The sequence below is a fragment of the Hyalangium sp. genome (genome assembly GCF_045802625.1).
Lineage (GTDB): Bacteria > Myxococcota > Myxococcia > Myxococcales > Myxococcaceae > Hyalangium.
In genome coordinates this window covers 1-21,734 of record NZ_JBJMQP010000048.1, presented here as the reverse complement: position 1 = coordinate 21,734, position 21,734 = coordinate 1, and the positions used below count along the sequence as shown (strand labels likewise).

Annotated in this window: 16 protein-coding genes and 1 pseudogene; 10 read left to right on the top strand and 7 right to left on the bottom strand. The window is 68.9% G+C overall.

What is annotated here, in order from left to right; translation table 11 throughout:
* The first annotated feature begins 93 nt into the window (after positions 1-93).
* The 9 genes from ACJ8AT_RS08735 (at position 94) to gstA (ending at position 12,094) form a co-directional block, all read left to right on the top strand.
* Positions 94-1,131: a hypothetical protein gene (locus tag ACJ8AT_RS08735; RefSeq protein WP_407737183.1), complete on the top strand. Its 1,038-nt coding sequence runs from the start codon at positions 94-96 to the stop codon at positions 1,129-1,131.
* Positions 1,132-1,265: 134 nt separating this feature from the next.
* Positions 1,266-2,354, top strand: coding sequence for a recombinase RecA (gene recA / locus ACJ8AT_RS08730; RefSeq protein ID WP_407737182.1), 1,089 nt, complete (start codon positions 1,266-1,268; stop codon positions 2,352-2,354).
* Between the two features lie 133 nt (positions 2,355-2,487).
* Positions 2,488-3,684 (top strand): hypothetical protein, encoded by a 1,197-nt coding sequence (locus ACJ8AT_RS08725; RefSeq protein WP_407737181.1) that lies wholly within the window; start codon positions 2,488-2,490, stop codon positions 3,682-3,684.
* Between the two features lie 190 nt (positions 3,685-3,874).
* A complete protein-coding gene (locus ACJ8AT_RS08720) occupies positions 3,875-5,998 on the top strand; it encodes an alkaline phosphatase D family protein (protein WP_407737180.1) in 2,124 nt (707 codons plus the stop codon).
* A 43-nt stretch (positions 5,999-6,041) separates the two neighbouring features.
* Entirely contained in the window at positions 6,042-6,587 is a 546-nt protein-coding gene (locus tag ACJ8AT_RS08715; protein WP_407737179.1) for a GNAT family N-acetyltransferase, read from the top strand.
* Between the two features lie 105 nt (positions 6,588-6,692).
* Positions 6,693-8,096, top strand: a complete 1,404-nt coding sequence (locus ACJ8AT_RS08710; protein ID WP_407737178.1) for a hypothetical protein — start codon at positions 6,693-6,695, stop codon at positions 8,094-8,096.
* A 92-nt stretch (positions 8,097-8,188) separates the two neighbouring features.
* Positions 8,189-9,049 (top strand): SDR family oxidoreductase, encoded by an 861-nt coding sequence (locus ACJ8AT_RS08705; protein WP_407737177.1) that lies wholly within the window; start codon positions 8,189-8,191, stop codon positions 9,047-9,049.
* 58 nt (positions 9,050-9,107) lie between these two features.
* A complete protein-coding gene (locus ACJ8AT_RS08700; protein WP_407737176.1) occupies positions 9,108-11,435 on the top strand; it encodes a Tex family protein in 2,328 nt (775 codons plus the stop codon).
* A gap of 50 nt (positions 11,436-11,485) precedes the next feature.
* Positions 11,486-12,094 (top strand): glutathione transferase GstA, encoded by a 609-nt coding sequence (gene gstA / locus ACJ8AT_RS08695; RefSeq protein WP_407737175.1) that lies wholly within the window; start codon positions 11,486-11,488, stop codon positions 12,092-12,094.
* A 25-nt stretch (positions 12,095-12,119) separates the two neighbouring features.
* On the opposite strand, the gene ACJ8AT_RS08690 is transcribed toward gstA, so the two are convergent.
* From ACJ8AT_RS08690 to ACJ8AT_RS08680, 3 genes are all read right to left on the bottom strand, one after another.
* Entirely contained in the window at positions 12,120-12,707 is a 588-nt protein-coding gene (locus ACJ8AT_RS08690; protein ID WP_407737174.1) for a hypothetical protein, read from the bottom strand.
* A 236-nt stretch (positions 12,708-12,943) separates the two neighbouring features.
* On the bottom strand, positions 12,944-14,782 hold the full coding sequence (locus ACJ8AT_RS08685) for a hypothetical protein (RefSeq protein ID WP_407737173.1): 1,839 nt from the start codon (positions 14,780-14,782) through the stop codon (positions 12,944-12,946).
* 91 nt (positions 14,783-14,873) lie between these two features.
* Positions 14,874-15,305: a universal stress protein gene (locus ACJ8AT_RS08680; RefSeq protein ID WP_407737172.1), complete on the bottom strand. Its 432-nt coding sequence runs from the start codon at positions 15,303-15,305 to the stop codon at positions 14,874-14,876.
* A gap of 209 nt (positions 15,306-15,514) precedes the next feature.
* Here ACJ8AT_RS08680 and ACJ8AT_RS08675 point away from each other — a divergent pair, with 209 nt between their 5' ends.
* Positions 15,515-17,011 carry a serine/threonine protein kinase gene (locus ACJ8AT_RS08675; protein ID WP_407737171.1) on the top strand — a complete coding sequence of 499 codons (1,497 nt, stop codon included), beginning with the start codon at positions 15,515-15,517 and terminating at the stop codon, positions 17,009-17,011.
* Here the strand turns inward: ACJ8AT_RS08675 and ACJ8AT_RS08670 are convergent.
* From ACJ8AT_RS08670 to ACJ8AT_RS08655, 4 genes and pseudogenes are all read right to left on the bottom strand, one after another.
* The gene (locus ACJ8AT_RS08670) at positions 16,995-18,128 is read right to left on the bottom strand and encodes a hypothetical protein (protein ID WP_407737170.1); all 1,134 of its coding nucleotides are present in this window, start codon (positions 18,126-18,128) and stop codon (positions 16,995-16,997) included. The two genes, ACJ8AT_RS08675 and ACJ8AT_RS08670, sit on opposite strands and share 17 nt — an antisense overlap.
* A complete protein-coding gene (locus ACJ8AT_RS08665) occupies positions 18,125-19,963 on the bottom strand; it encodes an HSP90 family protein (RefSeq protein WP_407737169.1) in 1,839 nt (612 codons plus the stop codon). Before ACJ8AT_RS08665 ends, ACJ8AT_RS08670 begins: the two co-directional genes overlap by 4 nt.
* 169 nt (positions 19,964-20,132) lie before the next feature.
* Complete coding sequence (locus ACJ8AT_RS08660; protein ID WP_407737168.1) at positions 20,133-21,149, bottom strand: FHA domain-containing protein; 1,017 nt, start codon at positions 21,147-21,149, stop codon at positions 20,133-20,135.
* 236 nt (positions 21,150-21,385) lie between these two features.
* Positions 21,386-21,734, bottom strand: a pseudogene (locus tag ACJ8AT_RS08655) (hypothetical protein); the annotation flags it as partial.

Sequence of the window (21,734 nt, the reverse complement as noted above, 5' to 3'; positions counted from 1 at the left end):
CGTCCACAGGTGCCATGAACCCCGTTGGCTGCAAGAAGTTGCGGGCCTCATGCGCTTTGAAGCGCACCCGCACTCCTGGGTACAGTTTTCGGCGTGGCGACCACCTCCAGCACACGTCCACCCACCCAGGGTGAGGTTCCCCACGCCGCGGAGGGCGAGCCCGCGAGCGATGTCCCCACCGCGGACGTGGCGGATTGGGAGCAGGTCCTCGCGCAGCAGCCCCAGGCGGCGGCACCCGAGGGAGCAGCCACCTCTTCCGTTCCTCCCCCGGTGCAAGCCGGCCCGCCGGTGGCTGCCGCGAAGGCGAGCCCTGGCACGCGCTCCCTGGTGGATTTCCCCGCCCTCTCCTCGGTGCCGGTGCTGGAGCGCCCCGCTCCGCCCGCGCCGGTGGAGCCGCTGCCCTCGGTGGAGGACTCCAGCGCGTCCGTGATTGTCGATCCGGCGCAGCTCACCGCGCACCAGAGCTCCCAGCCGCTTCCCGGCGTCCACACGCCGCCCCCCGGGAGCCCGCTGCCCGTGCTGGTGCTGGTGGATCAGGCCCAGCAGGCCTCGGGCGAGGAGCGGCAGGAACTCTCCCGGCGCATCAACCGTTGGCTGGACAAGATGGTGCGCGAGGGAGGTTCACGGCACGTGGCGGACTGGTTCCACCACCTCATCGAGAGCGGCCGGCTGGAAGGGCTGGAGGATGCCGCGGGCCACGGCTGCCACGAGACGGCCGTGCTGGGGCTGCTCGCCATGGGCTTCCCCTACGCGCTGGAGGTCCGGCCCGAGGATCTCGAGCGGGTGAAGCCGCGCCAGGAGCAGCGCAAGTTCCGGCGGCGCGAGACCAACCTGAAGGGCACCGGCGCGGGCGTCGTGCTGGGGGGGATGCTGGGGGAGGTCCTCCTCAACCTGCTGCGTGCCAGGCACGTGGCGGGGACCCTGACGGCGGAGGTCATCTTGGTGGCGCTGGCCCTGGTGTCGCTGCTCTTCAGCAAGCCGGGCACTGCTTTGCGCAACGTGTCGCTGGCGGTGCTGCTGGTGGCCTCGCTGCTCTCCTTTTTCCTAGGAGTCATGGGCGGTTACGCTGGCTTGGTGTCCGGACTGGCGGGGCTTCTGGCTGTCCTCTTGTTCGCTCTCCATCGGAGCTGAGGAGCCCGGCCGCTACAGGTATGTCAGAGGGGTGGACTAGGAGCTACCCGTCGCGTAGTAATACGAACCGCGTTCTGAACGCGGGTTCAGGTGGGCCGGGGTGGCTCACCGCATACGACTGGAGGAGTAGAGAAATGGCCGTGAATCAGGAGAAGGAAAAGGCGATCGAGTTGGCGATGTCCGCTGTCGAGCGCCAGTTCGGTAAGGGTTCGATCATGCGGCTCGGCAACGAGGAGCCGCTGGTCCGGGACATCCAGGCCATTTCGACGGGCTCGATCTCGCTCGACATCGCGTTGGGCGTGGGCGGGGTGCCCAAGGGGCGTATCGTCGAGATCTTCGGGCCGGAGTCCTCCGGTAAGACGACGCTGTGCCTCCATATCGTCGCCGAGGCGCAGAAGCGCGGCGGCATCTGCGGCTACATCGACGCGGAGCACGCGATGGACGTGGGCTACGCGCGCAAGCTGGGGGTGCGCACGGATGATCTGCTCTTGAGCCAGCCGGACACCGGCGAGCAGGGGCTGGAGATCGCCGAGATGCTGGTGCGCTCCGGAGCCATCGACGTGCTGGTGGTGGACTCGGTGGCGGCGCTGGTGCCCAAGGCCGAGCTCGAGGGCGAGATGGGCGACGCGCACATGGGCGTGCAGGCGCGACTGATGAGCCAGGCGCTGCGCAAGCTCACGGGCACCATCTCGAAGAGCCAGACGTGCGTCATCTTCATCAACCAGATCCGCATGAAGATCGGCGTGATGTTCGGCAACCCGGAGACGACGACGGGCGGTAACGCGCTGAAGTTCTACGCGTCGCAGCGTCTGGACATCCGCCGGATTGGCGCCATCAAGAACGGCGAGGCGGTGGTGGGCAGCCGCACCCGCGTGAAGGTGGTGAAGAACAAGGTGGCGCCTCCCTTCAAGGAGGTGGAGTTCGACATCATGTACGGCACGGGCATCTCCCGCGAGGGAGACCTGATCGATCTGGCCTCCAACGACGGCATCGTCGAGAAGAGCGGCAGCTGGTTCGCCTTCAAGGGCGAGCGCATCGGCCAGGGCCGGGAGAACGCGAAGGACTACCTGCGCGAGCACCCGGACACGTACAAGGAGATCGAAACGCGCGTGCTGGAGAAGTACGGCGTGCTCAAGGGGCCGCAGGCGGTGGCGGCGGCTCCGGCCGAGCCCGAGGCTCCGGCGGAGGGCGAGAAGCGTCCCCGCGTGAAGGCCGTGAAGTAGCTCTCCGCGCCTGAGATGGAAGTCCTGGGGCTGCTCGCCGCGAGGTGGGCAGCCCCGTTTGTTTTCAGGGGATGGGCGGTGGTGGAGTTGCCCGGTTTCGTGAGTCCGCCCACTGTGGGAAAAGGAGCCCACGATGCCAGAACGAGACCCCCGCTGGTGGGAGCATGAGAGCCTGAGGATCCAACAGGAGCGCGTTTGCCTCGACGGCTCCGCGCTCGATGAGCTGGCGCGGCAGCACGGCACGCCGCTCTATGTCTACAGCCGTGCCACGCTCCAGCGGCAGCTCGGCCGGATGCAGGCGGCGCTGGCGGCGATCACTCAGCGCTATCGCATCTACTATGCGGTCAAGGCCAACCGCTGCTCGGGAGTCCTCCGGGCCGTGCATGATGTCCTGGGCATCGGGGTGGACACCTGCTCTCCGCGCGAGCTGGAGCTTGCGCTCGAGAGTGACTTTCCCACTGAGTTGATCTCGTTCAACGCTGGGATGCTCTCCGATGGCGATCTGGCCCGGGTCGCCTCGCGGGGGGTGCACTGCACGCTGGACACCTTCTCCGCGCTACGGCGCTACGGCGCGCTCGTACCGCGGGATACGCCGGTCGGCCTGCGCTTCGATCCTGGCGTCATCGACGCTTACGGCGGCAGGCAGAAGACGGCGTACGGCGGCGGCAAGTTCGGCTTCGAGCTCTCTGACTGCCAGCGAGCGCTCGATGCGGCGCGCGAGGCGGGCTTGCGAGTCGATAGCGTCCACATGCACGTGGGCTGGGGGCTGCCCGAGGAGAGCGCCGCGGAGATCGAGGGCGCCTTCGCGCGTCTGGCCGCCGTCGCCCGGCAAGTGCCGGAGCTTCAGACTGTCAACGTCGGCGGCGGGCTGGGCGGCCGCTACCGAGCCGAGGATCGGCCGCTCATGCTGTCCACGTGGAGCGGGATGCTCGAGCGGCACCTCGTCCCGCTAGGCGTGACGATTGCCTGCGAGCCAGGCACCTTCATCGCCGCCTCCGCGGGCGTGCTGCTCGTACAAGTGAACACGGTAGAGGAACGCCGAGGCACGTGCTGGCTCGGGGTTGACGCCGGTCATGCCATCAATCCCTGCCCGGCGCTCTATGGCATTCCGCTCGAGATCGTCCACCTGCGTACCCCGCTGGCGCCGCCAGTCCACGAGTACACCGTGGCCGGCCACATCAACGAGTCCGTGGACATCTGGGCCCGCGGCTGCCGGCTCCCGGAGGTGCGAGAGGGGGACTTCCTGGCCCTGCTGCCGGCCGGGGCCTACGGCGCCAGCATGGCCAGTGACCACTGCCTGCGCGGCCAGGTGAAGGAGCTGGTCCTCTGACGGGAGCGTCGCCACTCCGGTCTCTCGTGCCTTCTTCACCGTGGGAGAAAGCCGCGCTGACCGCGGGTCGCTGCTCGCTCGGTGGGCCTCAGGCGCGGCGCGTCAAGATGATGATTTCCCCGAGCGAGGGCCGCCGCCATAGACTCCGCGCGCGCCGCAGGCCCGAAGGCCCGGCCCATTGGAGGGTTCTTTGTCCCAGAAACTGCACCGCCGCACCATCCTGCAGTCCATCGTCGCCGTCGCGGCGTCGACTGCGCTTGGCTGCAGCGAGGAAGAGACGACCGCCACCCAGGCGGAGGCCAGCCGCAAGTACTTCCCTCAGTCCGTGGCCTCCGGAGATCCGCGCCCCGACAGCGTGGTGCTGTGGACGCGCGTGTTCAACGAGGAGCACGCTGGCGAGGACGCCACGCTGTCGCTCGAGGTGTCCGCCGACGAGAGCTTCGGCCAGCTCATGCTGAAGCAGGATGGGTTGTCCGCGCTGGCCGCGCACGACAACTCCATCAAGGTGAAGGTGACCAACCTCGCGGCCCGCACCACGTACTACTACCGCTTCATCTACCAGCATGACGGCGAGACGTTCATCTCTCCGGTGGGCCGCACCAAGACGGCGCCCGCCGCGGGCGACGACGTGCCGGTGAAGTTCGTGGTCGGCAACTGCCAGGACTACGTGGGCCGCTACTACAACGCCTGGCAGCGCCTGCTGCAGCTCAACGATGACAGCGTGGACGCGGTCATCTTCCTCGGCGACTACATCTACGAGACCACGGGCGATCCGTCCTTCCAGTCCACCAACACGCTGCGCGGCGTCTCCTTCTCCGAGCCCGAGAAGGCCCTCGTGCAGAAGACCGGCGTGTTCCAGTACCTGGCCGCCAACGCGCTCTCCAACTACCGCGACATCTACAAGAACCTGCGCTCGGATCCGATGATCCAGAAGGTCCACGAGCGCTACCCCTTCATCGTCGTGTGGGATGACCACGAGTTCTCCGACGACTGCTGGGGCGCCAACGCCACGTACGAGGACGGCCTCCACCAGGAGCTCGAGCCGGATCGCCGCCGCAACGCGGAGCAGGCCTTCTTCGAGTTCATCCCCATCGACAGCTTGGGCAGCACGGCCGCGGGCGCCATCGACGTGGACGCCGAGCCGAAGTACCCCAACGCGCACATCTACCGGGACTTCGAGTTTGGCAAGCACGTGCGGCTCATCGCCACGGACTACCGCTCCTACCGGCCGGATCACATCATCCCCGAGGATGCCTACCCTGGCGCGGTGGTGATGGACGAGCCGACGCTGACGGCGCTCGGCGCGCTGCCGGCCTTCAACTCGGACACCTTCACGTACGTCGACGTGGACGCGCCCGAGCTCGCCCCGGTGAAGGGTGGGCTGCAGCAGGCCTACGTGGCGCAGGCCATGAAGGCAGGGCTGACGCAGCAAGAGGCCACGGAGAAGGCGGCCACCCTGGTGAAGGGCAAGCTGGCGCTGGCCTATGTCAACCAGGTGCTGGCCGCGCTGGGCAAGCCGGCCCTTCCCACCGCGGGCATGCCGCACGGCATGGCCTACCTGCACATGGGCAAGGTGGATCTGTTCGGCATCCGCGGCTCGCGCTACGTCGTGGTGAAGGACACGTTCGATCTGTATGCCCAGTACCACTACGCCACCACGGCCAAGGCCAGCGAGAACGCGTATGGCGCCACGCAGGAGGCCTGGTTCCAGGAGAAGGTGAAGGCCACCAACACCTGGAAGGTGATCATCAGCTCCGTGTCGTTCTCGTCGCTGGTGTGGGACTTGCGGACCAAGATGGACATCCCGGATCCCACGCTGCGCCAGCGCTTCTACTTCAACGTGGACCAGTGGGACGGGTTCCCGACGAAGAAGAAGGAGCTGCTGGGCTCGCTGAAGGCCAGCAACGTGAACGCGCTGGTGCTCTCCGGAGACATCCACGCCTCGTTCGCGTCGGTGGAGGGCGGCATCCCCACGCTGACGGCGCCGGCCATCTCCTCGGGCACGGTGCAGGAGCTGGCGGGCACGGCGGTGATGGGCGCGGGCTACACGCAGAATAGCGCCATCTACCGCTACGCCGTCGCCGAGATGGACGCCACGCTCAAGGCCGGCAATCCGGGCATGGTCTTCTCCAATGCGACGGCCCACGGCTTCCTGATGGTGGAGCTGCGCGCGGATCAGGCGCTGGCCACCTTCCACCTCATCCCCAGCAGTGAGATTCACAAGGACTACTCGGTGCGGGCCGAGGCGCAGCTGAAGTCGCAGTTCAGCACGCAGAACTTCCGCATCCAGAACGGCGCCATCACCCCCGCCTAGGCCGTTCCGGTCCGGGAGGCGCAGGCGGTAGGCTGCGCCTCCCATGGGCACTCTTGAAGTGCGGCTCGTCCCCGCGCTCCCCGAGCATCTGGACGACTGGATCGCCATCCGCGCGGGAGCCACCGCGCGCCGCCTCGTGTCGATGGAGGAGGACAGCCGCGAGGCGCTGCTGAAGCGGCTGCGCGAGGCGAGCAGTGACGTGACGGATCCCCGCGCCAAGAGCTTCCGGTGGATGGTGGAGGCGGACGGGCGCGTGGTGGGCACCGTGTCCGCGCGTGAGTTCTCCCGCGTGCAGGGCCGTCTCGAGGTGGGCTACATGCTGGCCGAGGAGTGCCTGGGCCGCGGCATTGGCACCCGGGCGGTGACGCTGATGCTGGAGCGCCTCTTCTCCATCCCCGGGCTGCACCGGATCTGGCTGACGACGACAGCGGAGAACCTCCCCTCGCAGGCGCTGGCGCGCAAGCTGGGGTTTGTCCTGGAGGGGGTGCTGCGCGAGCACACGGTCGTCCAGGGCCGGCGCATCGATCAGCAACTCTGGGGCCTGCTGCGGCCCGAGTGGGAGGCGCGTCGCCCCCTGAAAGTTCAGTAGGAGACAGCCGCTCGCCCGGCGATCCAATCCGCCGCGCCACCCTCAAGAAGCTCTACACGGGGCGCCCTGGCCGGGGGCGCCTGCGTGACTCCAACGAGGTGTGACGTGGCAGCGATGAAGAAGCAGTTGTGGGTGGCCGTGGCGACGCTCGTCCTCGCGGCTTGTGGTGGCAGTGACAACGTCCAGGTCCGTGGCAAGGTGACGGATCAGGATGGGACCCAGAAGCAGGACATCCAGAATGTCCGGGCGTTCGCCGGAGAGGGACTGGGAGGCTCGGGCTCGGTGTCCGCGGCCTCGAAGGTCCGCGCGAGCTCGGTGGGCCCCAATGGCTCGCTGACGCTGGTGAGTGAGGCGGCCGTCTCCGCCCAGGGCAGCTATACGATCGAGGTGCCCGCGGGCCAGGAGCGGCTGGTGCTCCAGGCGGTGGACAGCTCCGGCGCCGTGGTGGCCTCGGCGCTGCTCGACGCGAGCGGAGAGGTGGGCAGCTCCACCGCCGCGCCGCCGATGGACAGCGAGAGCTCGCTGGAGGCGGAGGTCTTCACGCAGATGGTGGTGGACGGGGCCCAGGCCGCGCAGACGGACACGGTGGACCTGCGCGCCCGCATCAACGCGAACATGGCGGCGGCGGCGAAGCAGGGCGCCAGCTCGGCCGAGACGATCAAGGCCCGGGTGAAGGCGCTGGCCGAGGCCGTGCGCGCCGCTCAAGAGGCGGAGGTCCGCGCCTACTCGAAGGCCGGCGTGCAGACGAGCCAGTCCGCGCTGTTCTCGGCGGAGCTGAGCGCCTCGGCGAAGCTGAACGCGGCGCTCGATGCGGGCACCGGCGTCGAGGCGGCCTACCAGGAGTTCTACACGGAGCTGGCCGCGGCGGCCGAGAAGCAGGGCGCCCAGGCGCAGGAGCAGGCTCAGGGTGAGAGCTCGGCGAGCGTGGCCTTCCGCGCGACGGTGAAGGCGCGCCTGTCCGCGCAGGATGCGCAGCCGCTGGTGGACGCGTCCCTGCGCGCGGCGGCGTCGGCCGAGGCGAGGACCTCGGGGGCAGCGCTCACGGCGATCCTCCAGGCCTCCGCGGCCGCGAGCGAGACGTCCACGCAGGCGGGGACCGCGGCGACGGCGCTGCACTCCAGCGTGAGCGCCTCGACGACTACGGCGGCAGCGGTGCAGGCGTTCCAGAGCTTCTCGGCGAGCGTGGCCACGGGCGCGGACGTGAAGAGCACGGTGCTGGGCTCGTACCTGGGCGTCAACGTGACCAACCAGCTGGTCGTCTCGGGGGCGGTGCAGGCCACGGTGACGGCGGCGGCCACGCTGGATGCGGCGCTGGACACGGCGGTGAAGGCGGCCGTCACCAGCAGCCAGACGGACACCACGAAGCTGGCCACGGGCATCGCGGATGCCTACGCCGCTTATGCCACCGCGGTGAAGGCCCAGTCCACGGCGCTCGCGGCGTTCGGGACGAAGGCGACTCCGGCGGTGGACATCCTGCTGGTGGCTGAGGGCTCCTTCCGCCTGCAGTAGCGCAACGGAGTGAGGGCTGGACGGGGAGGGAGGTGGCGGGAGATGGTCGGGGGGAGCGCTCCTCCCCCCGGGCGTCTCGGAGGTTGTTCCCCATGCCGCCGTCCAATGAAGCGATGAAGGGCAAGGTTTGTCTGGTCACGGGCGCCACGTCCGGGATTGGCAAGGCCACCGCCACCGGGCTCGCCGCGCAGGGCGCCACCGTCGTCATCGGCTGCCGCAGCCGCGAGAAGGGCGAGGCGGTGAAGCAGGAGATCGCCCGCGCCACTGGCAACAACTCGTTGGACTTGATGGTGGCGGACCTGGCCTCCATCGAGTCCACGAAGAAGGGAGCCGCGGACTTCCTGGCGCGCTACCCGAAGCTGAACGTGCTGGTGAACCAGGCGGGCCTGTTCCTGAACCAGCGCGTCGTCACCCCGGACGGGCTGGAGACGATGTTCGCCGTCAACCACCTGTCCTACTTCCTGCTGACGAACCTGCTGCTGCCCGCGCTGAAGGCGGGGGCGCCGTCGCGCGTGGTCAACGGCTCGGGCGGCATCGAGGCCATCGCGAAGATCCACTTCGATGATCTGCAGGGAGAGAAGAAGTTCAGCGCGATGAAGTCGATCGCCCAGTCCAAGCTGGGCAACTTCCTGTTCACCTACGAGCTGGCCCGGCGGCTGGAGGGCACGGGCGTCACGGCGACCATCATGCATCCGGGCGGAGTGAAGACGGAACTGGGCAAGGGCCAGGGTGGCTTGTTCGGCTTCGCGATGTGGATGATGCGCCCCCTCATGGACACGCCGGAGAAGGGCGCCGACACGCTGGTGTGGCTCGCCTCGTCTCCGGAGATGGAGGGTGTCAGCGGCTATTACGTCAAGCGCAAGCCGGCGAAGTCCTCGGCCCAGTCCCATGACAAGGAGCTGGCCGCTCGGCTGTGGAAGGTGAGCGCCGAGCTGTGCGGACTCAACGTCTGAAGCTTGGGTGTAGGTGGAAGTAGGCGCCACGGGCAACAGGTGATAGGTTCCCCTCGCCATGCACGCCTACGCCATCGAGCTGTCCCAGGAGCTGGGTCTCAAGCCCGAGCAGGTGGACAAGACCCTCGCGCTCAATGCCGAGGGTGCCACCGTCCCCTTCATCGCTCGCTACCGCAAGGAAGCCACCGGCGGCCTGGATGAGGTGCAGATCCAGACCATCCTCGATCGCGCCTCCGAGCGCACCGAGTTCGACTCCCGGCGCGACACCATCCTCCGCACCATCGAGGGCCAGGGGAAGCTGACGCCGGAGCTGGCGCGGGCCATCCAGCGCGCCAAGACGCGCACCGAGCTGGAGGATCTGTACCTCCCCTACAAGCCCAAGCGGCGCACCCGCGCGGCGATTGCTCGGGAGCGCGGGCTGGAGCCGCTCGCGGAGCTCATCTGGAAGCAGGAGCTCCCCCGCGGAGAGAACCGCGAAGCTCGCGTGCGCCCCTTCGTGGACGCGGAGAAGGGCGTGCCGGACCTGGATGCGGCGCTCGCGGGCGCGCGGGACATCTGCGCCGAGCGTGTCGCCGAGGACGCTCCCCTGCGCCGGGCCGCTCGCGAGCTGTGCGTCCAGAAGGGGCGCCTGCACTCGGAGGTGGCCCCCGCGAAGAAGAACGAGCCCACCAAGTTCGAGTCCTACTACGAGCACGAGGAGCCGCTCGCCCAGGCGCCCTCCCACCGCGTGCTGGCGCTGCTGCGAGGCGAGGCCGAGCAGGTGCTCCGGGTGAAGGTCCTCTTCCCGGATGACGAGGCCAAGGGGCTCCTCACTTCCCGCGTGGTGACGAAGCCGCAGGCGCTGTTCGCCTCGGAGCTGCGCGCGGCGGCGGAGGACGCCTGGGAGCGGCTGCTGGGCCCGTCGCTGGAGTCGGAGCTGCGCGCCGAGCTCAAGGAGCGCGCGGACAGGCAGGCCATTGGCGTGTTCGGAGAGAACCTGCGCCACCTGCTGTTGGCGCCTCCGGCGGGCACGCGGCCCGTGGTGGCGTTGGATCCGGGCCTGCGCACCGGCGTGAAGATGGTGATGCTGGACGCCACCGGCAGCGTGGTGGAGACGGGCACCCTCTACACCGAGCGCTCCCCGGACGAGCGCGCCCGGGCGGCCCGGCAGCTCGCCACGGTGCTCCAGAAGCACCACCCCGAGCTGATCGCCGTGGGCAACGGCACCGGCAGCCGCGAGGCGGAGGGCTTCGTGCGCGAGGTGCTCGAGAAGCTCGGGACGAAGGTGCCCGTGGTCTCCGTGAGCGAGCAGGGCGCCTCGGTGTACTCGGCCTCCGAGCTGGCGCGCGAGGAGTTCCCCGAGCTGGACGTGTCCCTGCGCGGCGCGGTGTCCATCGGCCGCCGGCTGCAGGATCCGCTGGCCGAGCTGGTGAAGATCGATCCCAAGAGCATCGGCGTGGGGCAGTACCAGCACGACGTGGATCCGGGGCTGCTCAAGAAGAAGCTGGGCGAGGTGGTGGACTCGTGCGTGAACGCGGTGGGCGTGGACGTGAACACCGCGTCCCCGCAGCTCCTGGAGCACGTGTCCGGCGTGGGGCCCTCGCTGGCGAAGAAGCTGGTGGCCCACCGCAGCAAGAAGGGCGCGTTCTCCACGCGGCGCGAGCTGCTCAAGGTGAGCGGCCTGGGACCGAAGACCTTCGAGCAGGCCGCGGGCTTCCTGCGCGTGCGAGGCCCCGAGCCGCTCGACGCGAGCGCCGTCCACCCCGAGCGCTACGCCGTCGTCGAGCGCATGGCGAAGGATCTGGGCGTGGAGGTGGGCGCGCTGGTGGGCAACGCGGAGCTGGTGAAGAAGATTGATCCGAAGCGCTACCTCGGGCCGGACCTGGGAGAGCTGACGCTCCGGGACATCCTCGCCGAGCTGGAGAAGCCCAGCCGCGATCCGCGGGGAGACTTCTCCGCGCCCGCGCTGCGCGAGGACTTGAAGACGCTGGAGGACGTGAAGGAGGGCATGGTGCTGCAGGGCGTGGTGACCAACGTCACCGCGTTCGGCGCCTTCGTGGACGTGGGCGTGCACCAGGATGGGCTCGTCCACGTGTCCCAGCTCGCCACGCGCTTCGTGAAGGATCCTTCCGAGGTGGTGAAGGTGGGCGACCGGCTCACGGTGAAGGTCCTCTCCGTGGATCTGCCGCGCAAGCGGCTGGCGCTCTCGGTGCGAGCGGTGCAGGAGGGCGGGGCGCCCGCACCGTCTCCGGGCCGGGCTCCGGCGGGGAACGCGGGCCGCATGACGGCGAGTCCCTCGGGAGGAAGAGGGGCGCAGTCCGGACGTCCGCCAGCGAGCAAACCCGCCCCTGCGGAGAAGAAGGGCCCCGAGCCATTCAACAATCCGTTCCGCAACCTCAAGCGCTGAAGCCAGGGCGGCTGTATACGCGCGCCAAACCCAAACCCTGGAGACTCACGATGAAGCTCTACTTTGCTCCTGGCGCCTGCTCGCTGAACCCGCACATCCTGCTGAGGGAGTCGGGCCTGAAGTTCGACATGGTGAAGGTCGACCTGCGTGCGCACAAGACCGCGACGGGCGCGGACTACTACAGCATCAACCCCAAGGGCTATGTGCCGGCGCTGGAGCTGGACAACGGCCAGCTGCTCACCGAGAACCCGGCGATCGCGCAGTACATCGCGGACCAGAAGCCGGACAAGAAGCTGGCGCCCGCGAACGGGACGCTCGAGCGCTACCGCCTGCAGGAGTGGCTGGGCTTCATCGGCACCGAGCTCCACAAGACCTTTGGCGCGCTCTTCAACCCTGACCTCCCCGAGGCCGACAAGAAGGCGGTGCACGACAGGCTCGGCAAGCGCTTCGAGTTCGTCGCCAAGAACCTCGAGGGCAAGCAGTACCTCATGGGGGACCAGTTCACCGCGGCGGACTCCTACCTGTTCGTGATGCTCCAGTGGGCCCAGTCCCTCAAGGTGGACACCAGCCGGTTCCCCATCCTGAAGAGCTACCATGAGCGCATCACCGCCCGGCCCGCGGTGAAGGCCGCGCTCGACGCCGAGAACGCTGCCCGCTAGCCCGCGCCGAGCGCGCCACCGCGATTCAATTGTGCACCTGGAATGGGATGCTCAGCTGGCCGATGGGCCCGCCCGTGGTGGCATCCACGAGGCGGGCCTGAAGGTTGACCTGGCGCTCGCGCTCACCCACCCCCTGGAAGTAGAGGAAGCCAGAGATGGTGCCTCCGTTCGCCAGCGTGCCCTCGGGCAGCGCCCGCTGCATCATGTCCCGAGTCGGCAGCGGCTCGTCGCACCGCACGTAGGGCGTGGGGCCGTAGAACGGATCATGGAACGGATAGTAGAAGGGGCTCGACCACCCGGGATAGCCGTAGTGCCCCCAGGGGCCAGGCCCCCAGGCCCAGCCGGCGCCCAGGCTCCAGTACCCCGGCGTGTAGTCGGCGATGCAGCGGGGCTGCGCCTCCGCGGTGTCCTTCAGCTTCATGGGCTCCAGCGCGGCGTACTGGAAGCGCGACCCTCCGAGCAGATCAAAGGAGCTGGCGCGAATGCTCAGCGTCCTGCCGCTGTGGTTCTCCAGTTGGACTTCCACGGGCGTCAGGCGGCGCTCCAGGTCCGAGGGGTGGCCCTTCCACGCGGCGCCATCCGCGATGAGCCGCACGCCCTGGGCCTCGGCCACGGCGGCGCTCGGCTCCCCCGCGAGAGACCGTGCATCCGGCCGGGGTTGAAGCTGGGTCTCGGGGATGCACCCGGCGATTGCACCTGCCAAAACCAATCCGATTCCAAGTCCTCGCATACGCATGGGGCGCCTCGAAAAAAAGATAGGCACCGCGCGTATCGACGCCCGCTCTCTTTCAGGGTGAGGGCAAGGGGGGGCCTGCTCTTCCCGCCGCTGCGGGCCTCCGCTCCGCGGCGCTAGGGCGCCATGCCGCCGGCCCAGGCCTGCCGGGTCTCGAGGTTCAACGAGGCGGAGATGCCGTTCGGGGAGCTCACCGTCGCGATGCCCGGCCTGACCTGGGTCGCGGGGAGGATGGCATCCAGCATCAGCTCCTTCTGGCTGGGGGCCATGTCCCAGACCAGGACCCGGAGCTGCTCGCCGGGCTGCACGTAGAGGTTCACGTTCGAGACGGCCCACTGGGCCTCGTAGACGTTGTCCAGCTGAGGGCTGTGGTAGACGACGCGCCCACCCTGGACGATCTCGACCACGAGCTTGCCAGCGCCCCGGTTCGGCTGCTTCATCGCGAGCGCGCGCTGCGGCACCACGGCCCGGACTCCCCTCAGCCGGTACCCCACGGACCGGGGCGTGGGCATCGAGTAGTCCTGCGCCAGGTTCGAGCCGTCGTTCAGCGGGAACATGTTGGCGAACATGCCGTCAGGGCGGTTCACGGCGGGCTCGATGGACAGATCAATCGCCGCGACCGACTGCCCGCTGAGCTGGGCCTCGTGGCGGCGGACGATCTCGCCCAGGGCGAACTCCACCACGCCCACGTCCTCGGCGAACTGGCCGTTCTGGTGGACGACGCGCAGGCTCAGCTTCCGCTCGTCGAAGGAGTTGGTGGCCACGACGAACTCCGAGTCATAGGCCACGTACAGGCCATTGACGGAGGGCGTGGACAGCAGCGTCCCATCCGGCAGGGAGACCCGGACGGAGAGATTCGGGCGGTTCTCGGGAGGCAGGCTCCTGGCGGCCTCGATGAGGCGGCGGTTGACGCCCCGGCCCCGCGGGTCCATGTAATCCCCGGTGAACATGTTGAGCAGCCGGCTCATGTACGGGTTCATGTTGCCCACCCAGGGCCGGCCATCAGAGCGCATCGGCCGGGCCAGCACCGAGCGGATCCGCACCGTATAGGGCCGCACCTCCACGAGCTCGAGCTGTCCCGCGGCGTAGCCGCTGGTGTCCTGGCCGGAGGCGATGGCCTGACGGTAGGCGTTCGCCGCGGTGAAGTAGTCCTGGCGGGCGAGCGCGGTCTCGGCGGCGCCCACTCCGCCCGCATAGCGCGCGAGCGGCTCGGCCCGGCCACCCGGGTTCATCTTCAGGGCTTCCACGTAGCTGGCCTCGGCCCCGGCCCAGTCCCTGCGCGCCAGGGCCTGGTCTCCCTGCTGGGCGAGCCGCTCGTACTCGGCGGCGCGGAACGTGTCGTACTCGCGCTGCAGCGCCTCGAGCTTGCCCCGCTTGGAGCTGTCAATGGACACGGCGACGGAGAGGGCCTCCACCGCCTGGGGGTAGGACTTGCTCTGGCGCAGGCGCTCCGCCTCGGTGTCCGCCATGGCGGCAAGGCCCGTGCGAGCCTTCGCCGCCTCCTGGGCCACGGTGGCGTCGCTGGACAGGGCCTGGGAGCGCTCGATGAGCTGGAGCGCGCCTCGGAAATCACCCTTCATGGCCACATCGTGCGACTGGGCGATCTGCTGCAGCGCCAGCGAGCGGGCCGCGGTGGCGCGGAACGCGGCGATCTCCTGATTGCCGCTGTCGACCTGGAGGGCGAAGTCCGCCTCGCCCACCGCGCAGCCCCAGTCTCCGGTGGTGGCGCAGGCCTGGGCCTTCTTGAAGGAGCTGTCGATGGCCTGGCGCTTGGCGTTCTCGAACTTCTGCTTCAGCTCGGGCGAGTCCGGCTCCTTGGAGAGCGCCTCCCCGTACTCGTTCAACGCGGACTTCCAGTCACCCACTGCCGCGGCCTGGTCGCCGACCTTCTCGTGCGCCACGCACGCCGATACCACCAGCGCAGCGATCCAGACCCATGCCCAGCTCTTCGTCATCTCGCCTCCCAAGAGTATGGAAGGAGTCTACCTGATCAGGCCGGAGGGGAAGCCGGCGCAGTGCGTCACCGGACGGGAAGCCCCCGGGGGCTCAGTGCACCACGGTGACGGGGCGGCCAGCGTGCTGCACCACCCGATCGCTCACCGAGCCCAGCAGCCACTTTCCTCCCAGTGAAAGGCCGCGCGAGCCCACGACGATGAGGTCCACCGCGAGCCGCTGGCTCACGGCCACGATGGTGTCCGCCGGTGGCCCCAGCTCCACCTGCTTCTCCACCTGGGCCTTGGGGAGGTCCGCGGCCACTTGTTCGAGCAGCCGCTGCACGTTCTCCATGTCCTTCGGGTCCGTGTGGGGCGAGGTGAAGGCCGCCGATTCCATGAAGGCGATGGGCAGCACCCGCGGGGGCTCGAGCACGTAGAGCAGGGTGATGCGGGCGCGGGTCTGCTGCGCCAGATCATGGGCGAAGCGAGCCGCCCTGCGCGAGTGCTCCGAGCCATCGATGGCGACGAGGATGTGTCCGATCACGTCTGCTCCTTCCGAGGGGGCTCCTACGTAGGGGGGGCCAGGGAGGCTGGCAAGTGTCCCGAGGGGAGGCCGCGGCGCTGTCTCCGCGACTGGACAGATGGCTCCCAGGAGGACCACCTAACGAGGAGGGCTGACTTGAGCCTACTGATGGGGTAGGGTGCTCACCGGCTCGAAGGGGCCGATCTCCTCTCCTTGAGAGTTCGCACCTGATGGAGTTCCCCCACGCACCGGATCTGCACCCCGCCTTCCTCCTGCCAGGAATGCCCGTGGGGCCCTGGCGTGTGGTGAGTCGGCGAGGCCGAGGCACCTATGGCGTCATCTACCGTGCCGTGAAGGACGGCGGAGAGCCGGAGGGGCTGGTGGCCCTGAAGATCGCGGTGATGGAGTGGGATGAGCGCTGCGAGCGCGAGCTGGAGCTGCTGTCTCGCATCCACCACCCGAGCGTCCCCCGTCCGAGAGGCCACGGGCTCTGGAGGTCCCCCGGGGGCCGCGTCTATCCGTACATCGTCATGGAGTGGGTGGAGGGCGTGCCCCTCTACGAGTGGGGAACCACGCGCAACCCTTCCTCGAGACAGGTGCTCCGGTTGCTGGCGCAGGTGGCGGGGGCGCTCGCGGCCACGCACGCGGCGGGTGGAGTCCACCGGGACGTCAAGGGAGACAACCTGCTGGTGAAGAAGGACGGAGAGCGCGCCGTACTGACGGACTTTGGCGCGGGCCACCATACGGGGGCCGAGAGGATGGCCCCGTTCGCCCTGCCTCCGGGCACGCCCGCCTACCGCAGTCCCGAGGCGTGGCTATTCGCCCACCGTCATGGGCGCCAGCCGAAGGCACACGGTACCGCCCAGCCCGCGGATGATCTGTTCGCGTTGGGGGTGACGGCCTACCGGTGGGTGACGGAGCGGTATCCGCCTCCGACGGAGCCCAGCATGGAAGGCTCTGAGGTGTGGCACGTGGAGGGCGAGGAGCTGGAGTCTCCCCGGGAGCTCAATCCGCGGGTCGCCCCTCAGCTCGACGCGCTGATCCTGCGGATGCTCTCCGTGGACCCCAAGGTCCGCGGCACGGCCCGAGAGATGGCCGAGGCGCTGGAGCAGGCCGCGGAGCGCGCGGGCCCGGAAGCCAGCGCGCCCCTGTTCGGCCGGGACATGGAGAAGCTCCACGCCGAAGTGCCGCGAGAGATAGGCGAGGGGATCCGGCTGGATCGATTGATGCTGGAGGAACAGCGCCGCGCCCTGGCGCGCACCCAGCAGCTCACCCCGCAGAGCACGCCTGCTCCACCGGAGCACAAGCGGTGGTTGGGGCTCACCCTGGCCATCATCGCCGTGGTGATGCCGTTGGCCTTGAAGTCACCCCGGTTCGAGTCCGGTGCCTGGGAGCCCATCGATCCCCCGCAGCTGGCGCGCGAGGAGATGTTCGAAGAGGGCAGGGGAGATGTCGGCACCGTGGATTTGGGCGGCGGCGTCCTCACCTCTTCAGAGACCGTTGGCCCCCTCATGAGTGACCGGGGACAGTACGGTTCTGAGCTTCCTCAGACCCCCTTGCCGGGCCAGCAGCGCCCACCGTGTCCGGGAGAGCTCGAGATTCAAGGCGGGTGCTGGATGAAGCAGGATGCCCGCCCTCCGGACTGCCCAGACATTGCTTACGAGTGGAGGGGCGGCTGCTATGTCCCCGTCCTCTCCAAGCCGCGCGGGCCTACCTCGGACGAGTAGGCACCTCGATGGGGAAGGGCACCACGTCCTTCTCCAGCGCCCGCGTGCGCTCCAGCAGCTTCTGGAAGCGATCGGTGCCGTTGCGCGTGTCGAAGCGCGCGGCGATCTCCTTTGCCTGGGTCTCCACCCAGCCGTGCAGCTCCCGCGGGTCGTAGGTGTCCTGGCGCTGGTGCAGGGGGAAGGCCTTGGGCAGTCGCAGGCTCACCGAGTCGCGGCCCGTGGCCAGCAGCCGGGACAGCAGGAACTCCGCCGCCACGTGGAAGGTGAACCGGTCGCGCCAGCTCGAATGATCCAGCGCCCAGCCGAGGTGCTGCTCGAACAGCGACAGGCCTCGGGCCAGGTTGTCGGTGAGCACCAGGAACTCCAGGTGCTCGCCCACGCAGGCCAGGAAGTCCCGGTTGCGAGAGATCATCGGGTAGCCGCGCAGGTGACAGTCCCGAGCCTCCTCCAGCCGCCCGAGCTTGAGCAGCGGGTAGAGCACGCTGCCGTAGGTCAGGTGGGGGATCTCCGCGCAGCCGCTGCGGCCCTCGAGGATGGGGCGGGCCTTCTCCAGCGCCTTCGCGTACTCGCCCAGGTCGATGTGGTGGTCGATCTCGTCGTCCAGGTCGCACGCGCGGCAGTCGGTGAGGTGATCTCGCGGGGCGGCCACCCACTGATCCCAGTACAGCTGGGCCGAGCGCTCATCGCCCAGATCCCTGGCCGTCTGGTAGCGCAGCTTGAGGACGGCCCGCTTGCCGGCATCCACCTTCGCGTAGGTCTGCTCGATGTCGTCCAGCGCATCGCGGATCTGCTTGAGGGTGATGTGAGGGAAGTCATCCAGCCGGCCCACCACCCACTTCTGCTTCCACAGGAGCTGGTCCGAGTCGAAGCGCTCCGGGTTCTTCTTCGCCTGCGCGCGGCACCAGGCGAAGGCCACCAGCGCCTTGTCCGGGAAGCCGCCGAAGGTGGCCGCGTCGATGAGCTCGTCCCGCACCTCGAAGGCGAGATCGAGATCGCCATGGGTGTCGGCCAGCCGCACGGCCTCCTCGAGCGCCATGACCTTGGCCTCGCCGTGGCGCAGGCGCTCGGCGCGATCGCGCAGCTCGTCGAGCTGCTCACGCCAGTCCCGCGAGCTCAATGCATGCCTCCCGAGCCCGAGTCCTCACCGCCGCCCTCCAGCCGCCCGGCGATGAGCCCCAGCAGCCCCTGGTTGAGCAGCGCCATCTCCTTCGCGCTCAGCGGCCGGTGGCCGAGCAGCAGCGCCTGCACGTACAGCATCTCCACCGAGAGCTTCATCAGGGTGCGATCGGCCACCCCCGCCAGCTTGCGCACCACGGGGTTGAGGAAGTTGAAGGTCAGCAGCGGCCGGTCATTGCCCTGCGCGCCGGCGAGCATGTTGTCCATCATGGCGCCGTACAGATCATCGCTCTCGTCGCGGGTGCGCTCCACGTCGCGCCGGAAGGCGCCCTCCGCCTCCGAGCTGTAGAGGGTGGGCACCTCCTTGGGGCGGAACTTCTTCACCGCCACGTCGCAGCGGAACGGCTGGAGCGCCAGCTCGGCCATCCGCAGGAGCGGGAAGACGGCCTCGCGCTCGTCCAGGGTGAGCTCCTCGAAGCTCTGGGGCAGCTCCGCCGCGGAGAAGGGCTCCACGTGCGCGTCCGGGAAGATGCGCGGCAGCTTCTCGATCAGGTCCGAGTCATAGGTGTACGCGGCATTCACCACGCACAGGCCCTGGGCGGCGGCCACGCGCGCCACCTGCCGGAAGTCATCCAGCGTGGAGACGTAGCGCACGGTGGGGTTGGAGCGGCGGTAGTCCAGCAGCGTCATCACCCCGAGCGAGGTCTCGAAGGGCAGCCAGCCGATGACGAGCCGGTAGAAGTCATCGTCATCCAGCGCCAGCGCCTTCACCGACAGGCCGTGCAGGGAGATGAGGCGCTGCAGGGCGCGCGGGTCGTCTTTGGCCAGGTCCATCAGGTAGCGCCGCAGCGCCTGGCCGAGCGCCTCGCGGGCCTTGGCCAGGGTGTCGTTCTCGTAGAAGGACTCGCGGCTGGCGGTGGGGCGCAGCTCGTTGGCGTTCACCACGCACTTGACGAAGAAGGCCCAGTCCGGGAGCAGGTTCTCCGCGCTCTCGGACAAGAGCATGTTCTTCAGGTACACGCGGTGCTTCTGCTTGGCGTTGTAGTGAGGGCTGAAGGGCAGCACGAAGGCCACACCCTCCACATCTCCGGCGGGGGACTTCAGCGGGATGCAGTCGATGAAGTCCGAGCCGAACACCTCGCGCCCGTAGGACAGCAGGGCCGCTCGCCGTTCGCTGGCGCTCTCGTACTTGCGGCGCCAGGGGGCTCCCTCGGTGTTGATGCGCGCGGTGTGGCCCTGCGCCGTCAGCAGGATGGGGAAGGGCAGCAGCCCGCCATAGTGGAGGGCGAGCTGGCGGACGCGCTCGGCGGTGAAGAGCTCGGCGGCATCCGGCCGGGCCACGAGGAAGACCTGAGTCCCCGGGCGATCGAGCGGGTGAGCGGAGGCCCGCACGGAGTAGGTGCCGTCATGCCGTCCCCGCCACTCCATGGTCTGGCCATCGCCCTTCACCGAGCGTGTCACCACGAGCAGCTCGTCGCACACCATGAAGCACGAGAGCAGGCCGATGCCGAACTGGCCGATGAAGTCGTTGCGGCGCGCGGCGAGGGCTTCCCGCTTGGAGCTCTCGCCGATGGTGGCCAGGAAGCGGTGGATCTCCTCCTCCGTCAGGCCGATCCCGTCGTCGCTGAAGAGCAGGGTGGGTGGGCCTCCGTCCTGCTTCTCGATGAGCTCCACGCGCACGGTGCCTTCGTGGGCGGGTTCCAGGAGCTGCCGGGCGCGGATGGCATCCGTGGCGTTCTGCAGCAGTTCCCGCACGTAGACGTCGGGCGAGCTGTAGAGGTGGTGCGACAGGAGGTCGATGACCCCGCGGAGATTGATCTGGAATCGGTGGTCCACGTGCGGGGCCAGCGTAGCGCACCCCGTCTCCTGACTGGCGGGTCAGGTGCGGGCCGGAGTACAGATTCCCGCGAGCGAGGAGGGGCTCAGGCCCCGGAGCCCCTGGAAGGCTGCACTCCACGTGCGGTGCGACACTGCTGCGTGGGAGCACGGCCGACTCCCGGCGCGCTCAGTGAGCCGGATTCCACGAGAGGCGCACGGCCTCGCCCAGGCGGAGTTCTCGCCCCGTGGTGAGGAGTTGCGCGCGCAGCCGTTGCTCCCCATCCCACGTCCCGCAGGTAGAGCCCACGTCGATGAGGTACATGTCGTCTTCATCGGTGATGATCAGCGCGTGGACTCGGGACACGGTGCTTTCCGTGAACAGCGCGCTTCCATCGCAGCGTGAGTAGCGTCCGAGGATCACACCTCTCGCCAATGAGGCCGCGCTGATGGCAAGCGGATGCTGCCCTGGTCCTCGCGCATGGATCATGAGGCGCGCGGCGACAGGCTCGCCCGGGAGCAGGAGCGGCTCGATGCTGGTGTCCACCGGGCCTGGCACGCTCGTGATATTGGTGATCTCCGTGTTGGAGCGCGGGAGACGCGATGCGGCCTCCGGGGCGCGGCGCCGGGCTTTCTGGGTCTCCACGTAGACGCGCTGGGGCAGCGTGCGCCAGGGCTTGCGGGTCGAGGTGTCCCAGGGCAGCGGCTGGCCCGTGACGAAGACGAACAACCAGTAGGAGGCCATCCCCACGACCACCCAGCCGTCCGCCTCGATGGCTCTCAGGGGCTTGTGGTGATCATCAGTGAAGCCGGCAGGGGTCCGGAGATCGATGATGCGGGTGTGCACACCGCGCTCGGAGGCGCGCGTTGTCACCACCAGATGGCGCAGGGAGAGCTGCTCATCCCCTGGCAGGTAGAGGTCCGCGGCGCCGTGACGCCCGATACTCCCCGCGCGCAGCTCCGGTCCGGCCTCGAGCCACAGGTGTCCATCCAGCCCCCGCGCGGACGCGGCGAAGATGATGACGCCTGGGCGATCAATCTTGGAATGAATGGCCGCCATCTGCGGGTGAAGGGAGTTGAACACCTCTTCGGCGCTGTCCTTCAGGAGGTGGGCCAGGTTGGCCACACGGGTGCCTTCATTGACCGCCTCCTTGCGCGAGGCGCCATCAGGGAGCCGGACGATGCGAGTCTCATCAGATGAGCCCAAGTTGTTCCCCCTGCTCGAAGGGCCTACGCGCTTCCACCCGCGATGATAGCGCAGAAGCCGAGGCTGTTGTCCTCACGAGGAGGCGGAGGGCTGTCCGGCCTCACACGCCGCGCCGCAGTGCCGCTGCTAGGGTGGGCGAGATTTCAAGCAGGGCGAGGTTGCAGCAAGCCAGCCCGGCCCAGCAACTCGCGCGGCGCGCCGATGGGGTCCACCTCAAGCAGAGGCAAGCAGCGCTCCTATTGGAGCCAGGCTTCGTCTGGATTAGCGGGCGAGGAGAGGGCGGTGCCAGCATCGGGCCACGGTGGGGGAGGAGTGCCGGCATCGGGTGACGGCGGAGTGCCGGCATCCGGCGGCATACAGACACCGCCGTCGCACGGGCACGTCCCCATCGCGAACCCATAGAGGCCGGAATCGCCGTCGCCGTAATCGCCATAGTCGTCTTCAGCGTCTGGATCCGGGTACGCGTCGGGATCTCCGATGTCGCTTCCTCGCGGAGCCGCGGCCCCCAGGTTGATGCTGGTGTTGAAGCCGTGATCGTTCGACAGGAAGAAGACGGAGCCCGGCTTGCACTGGGCGTTGGGACCG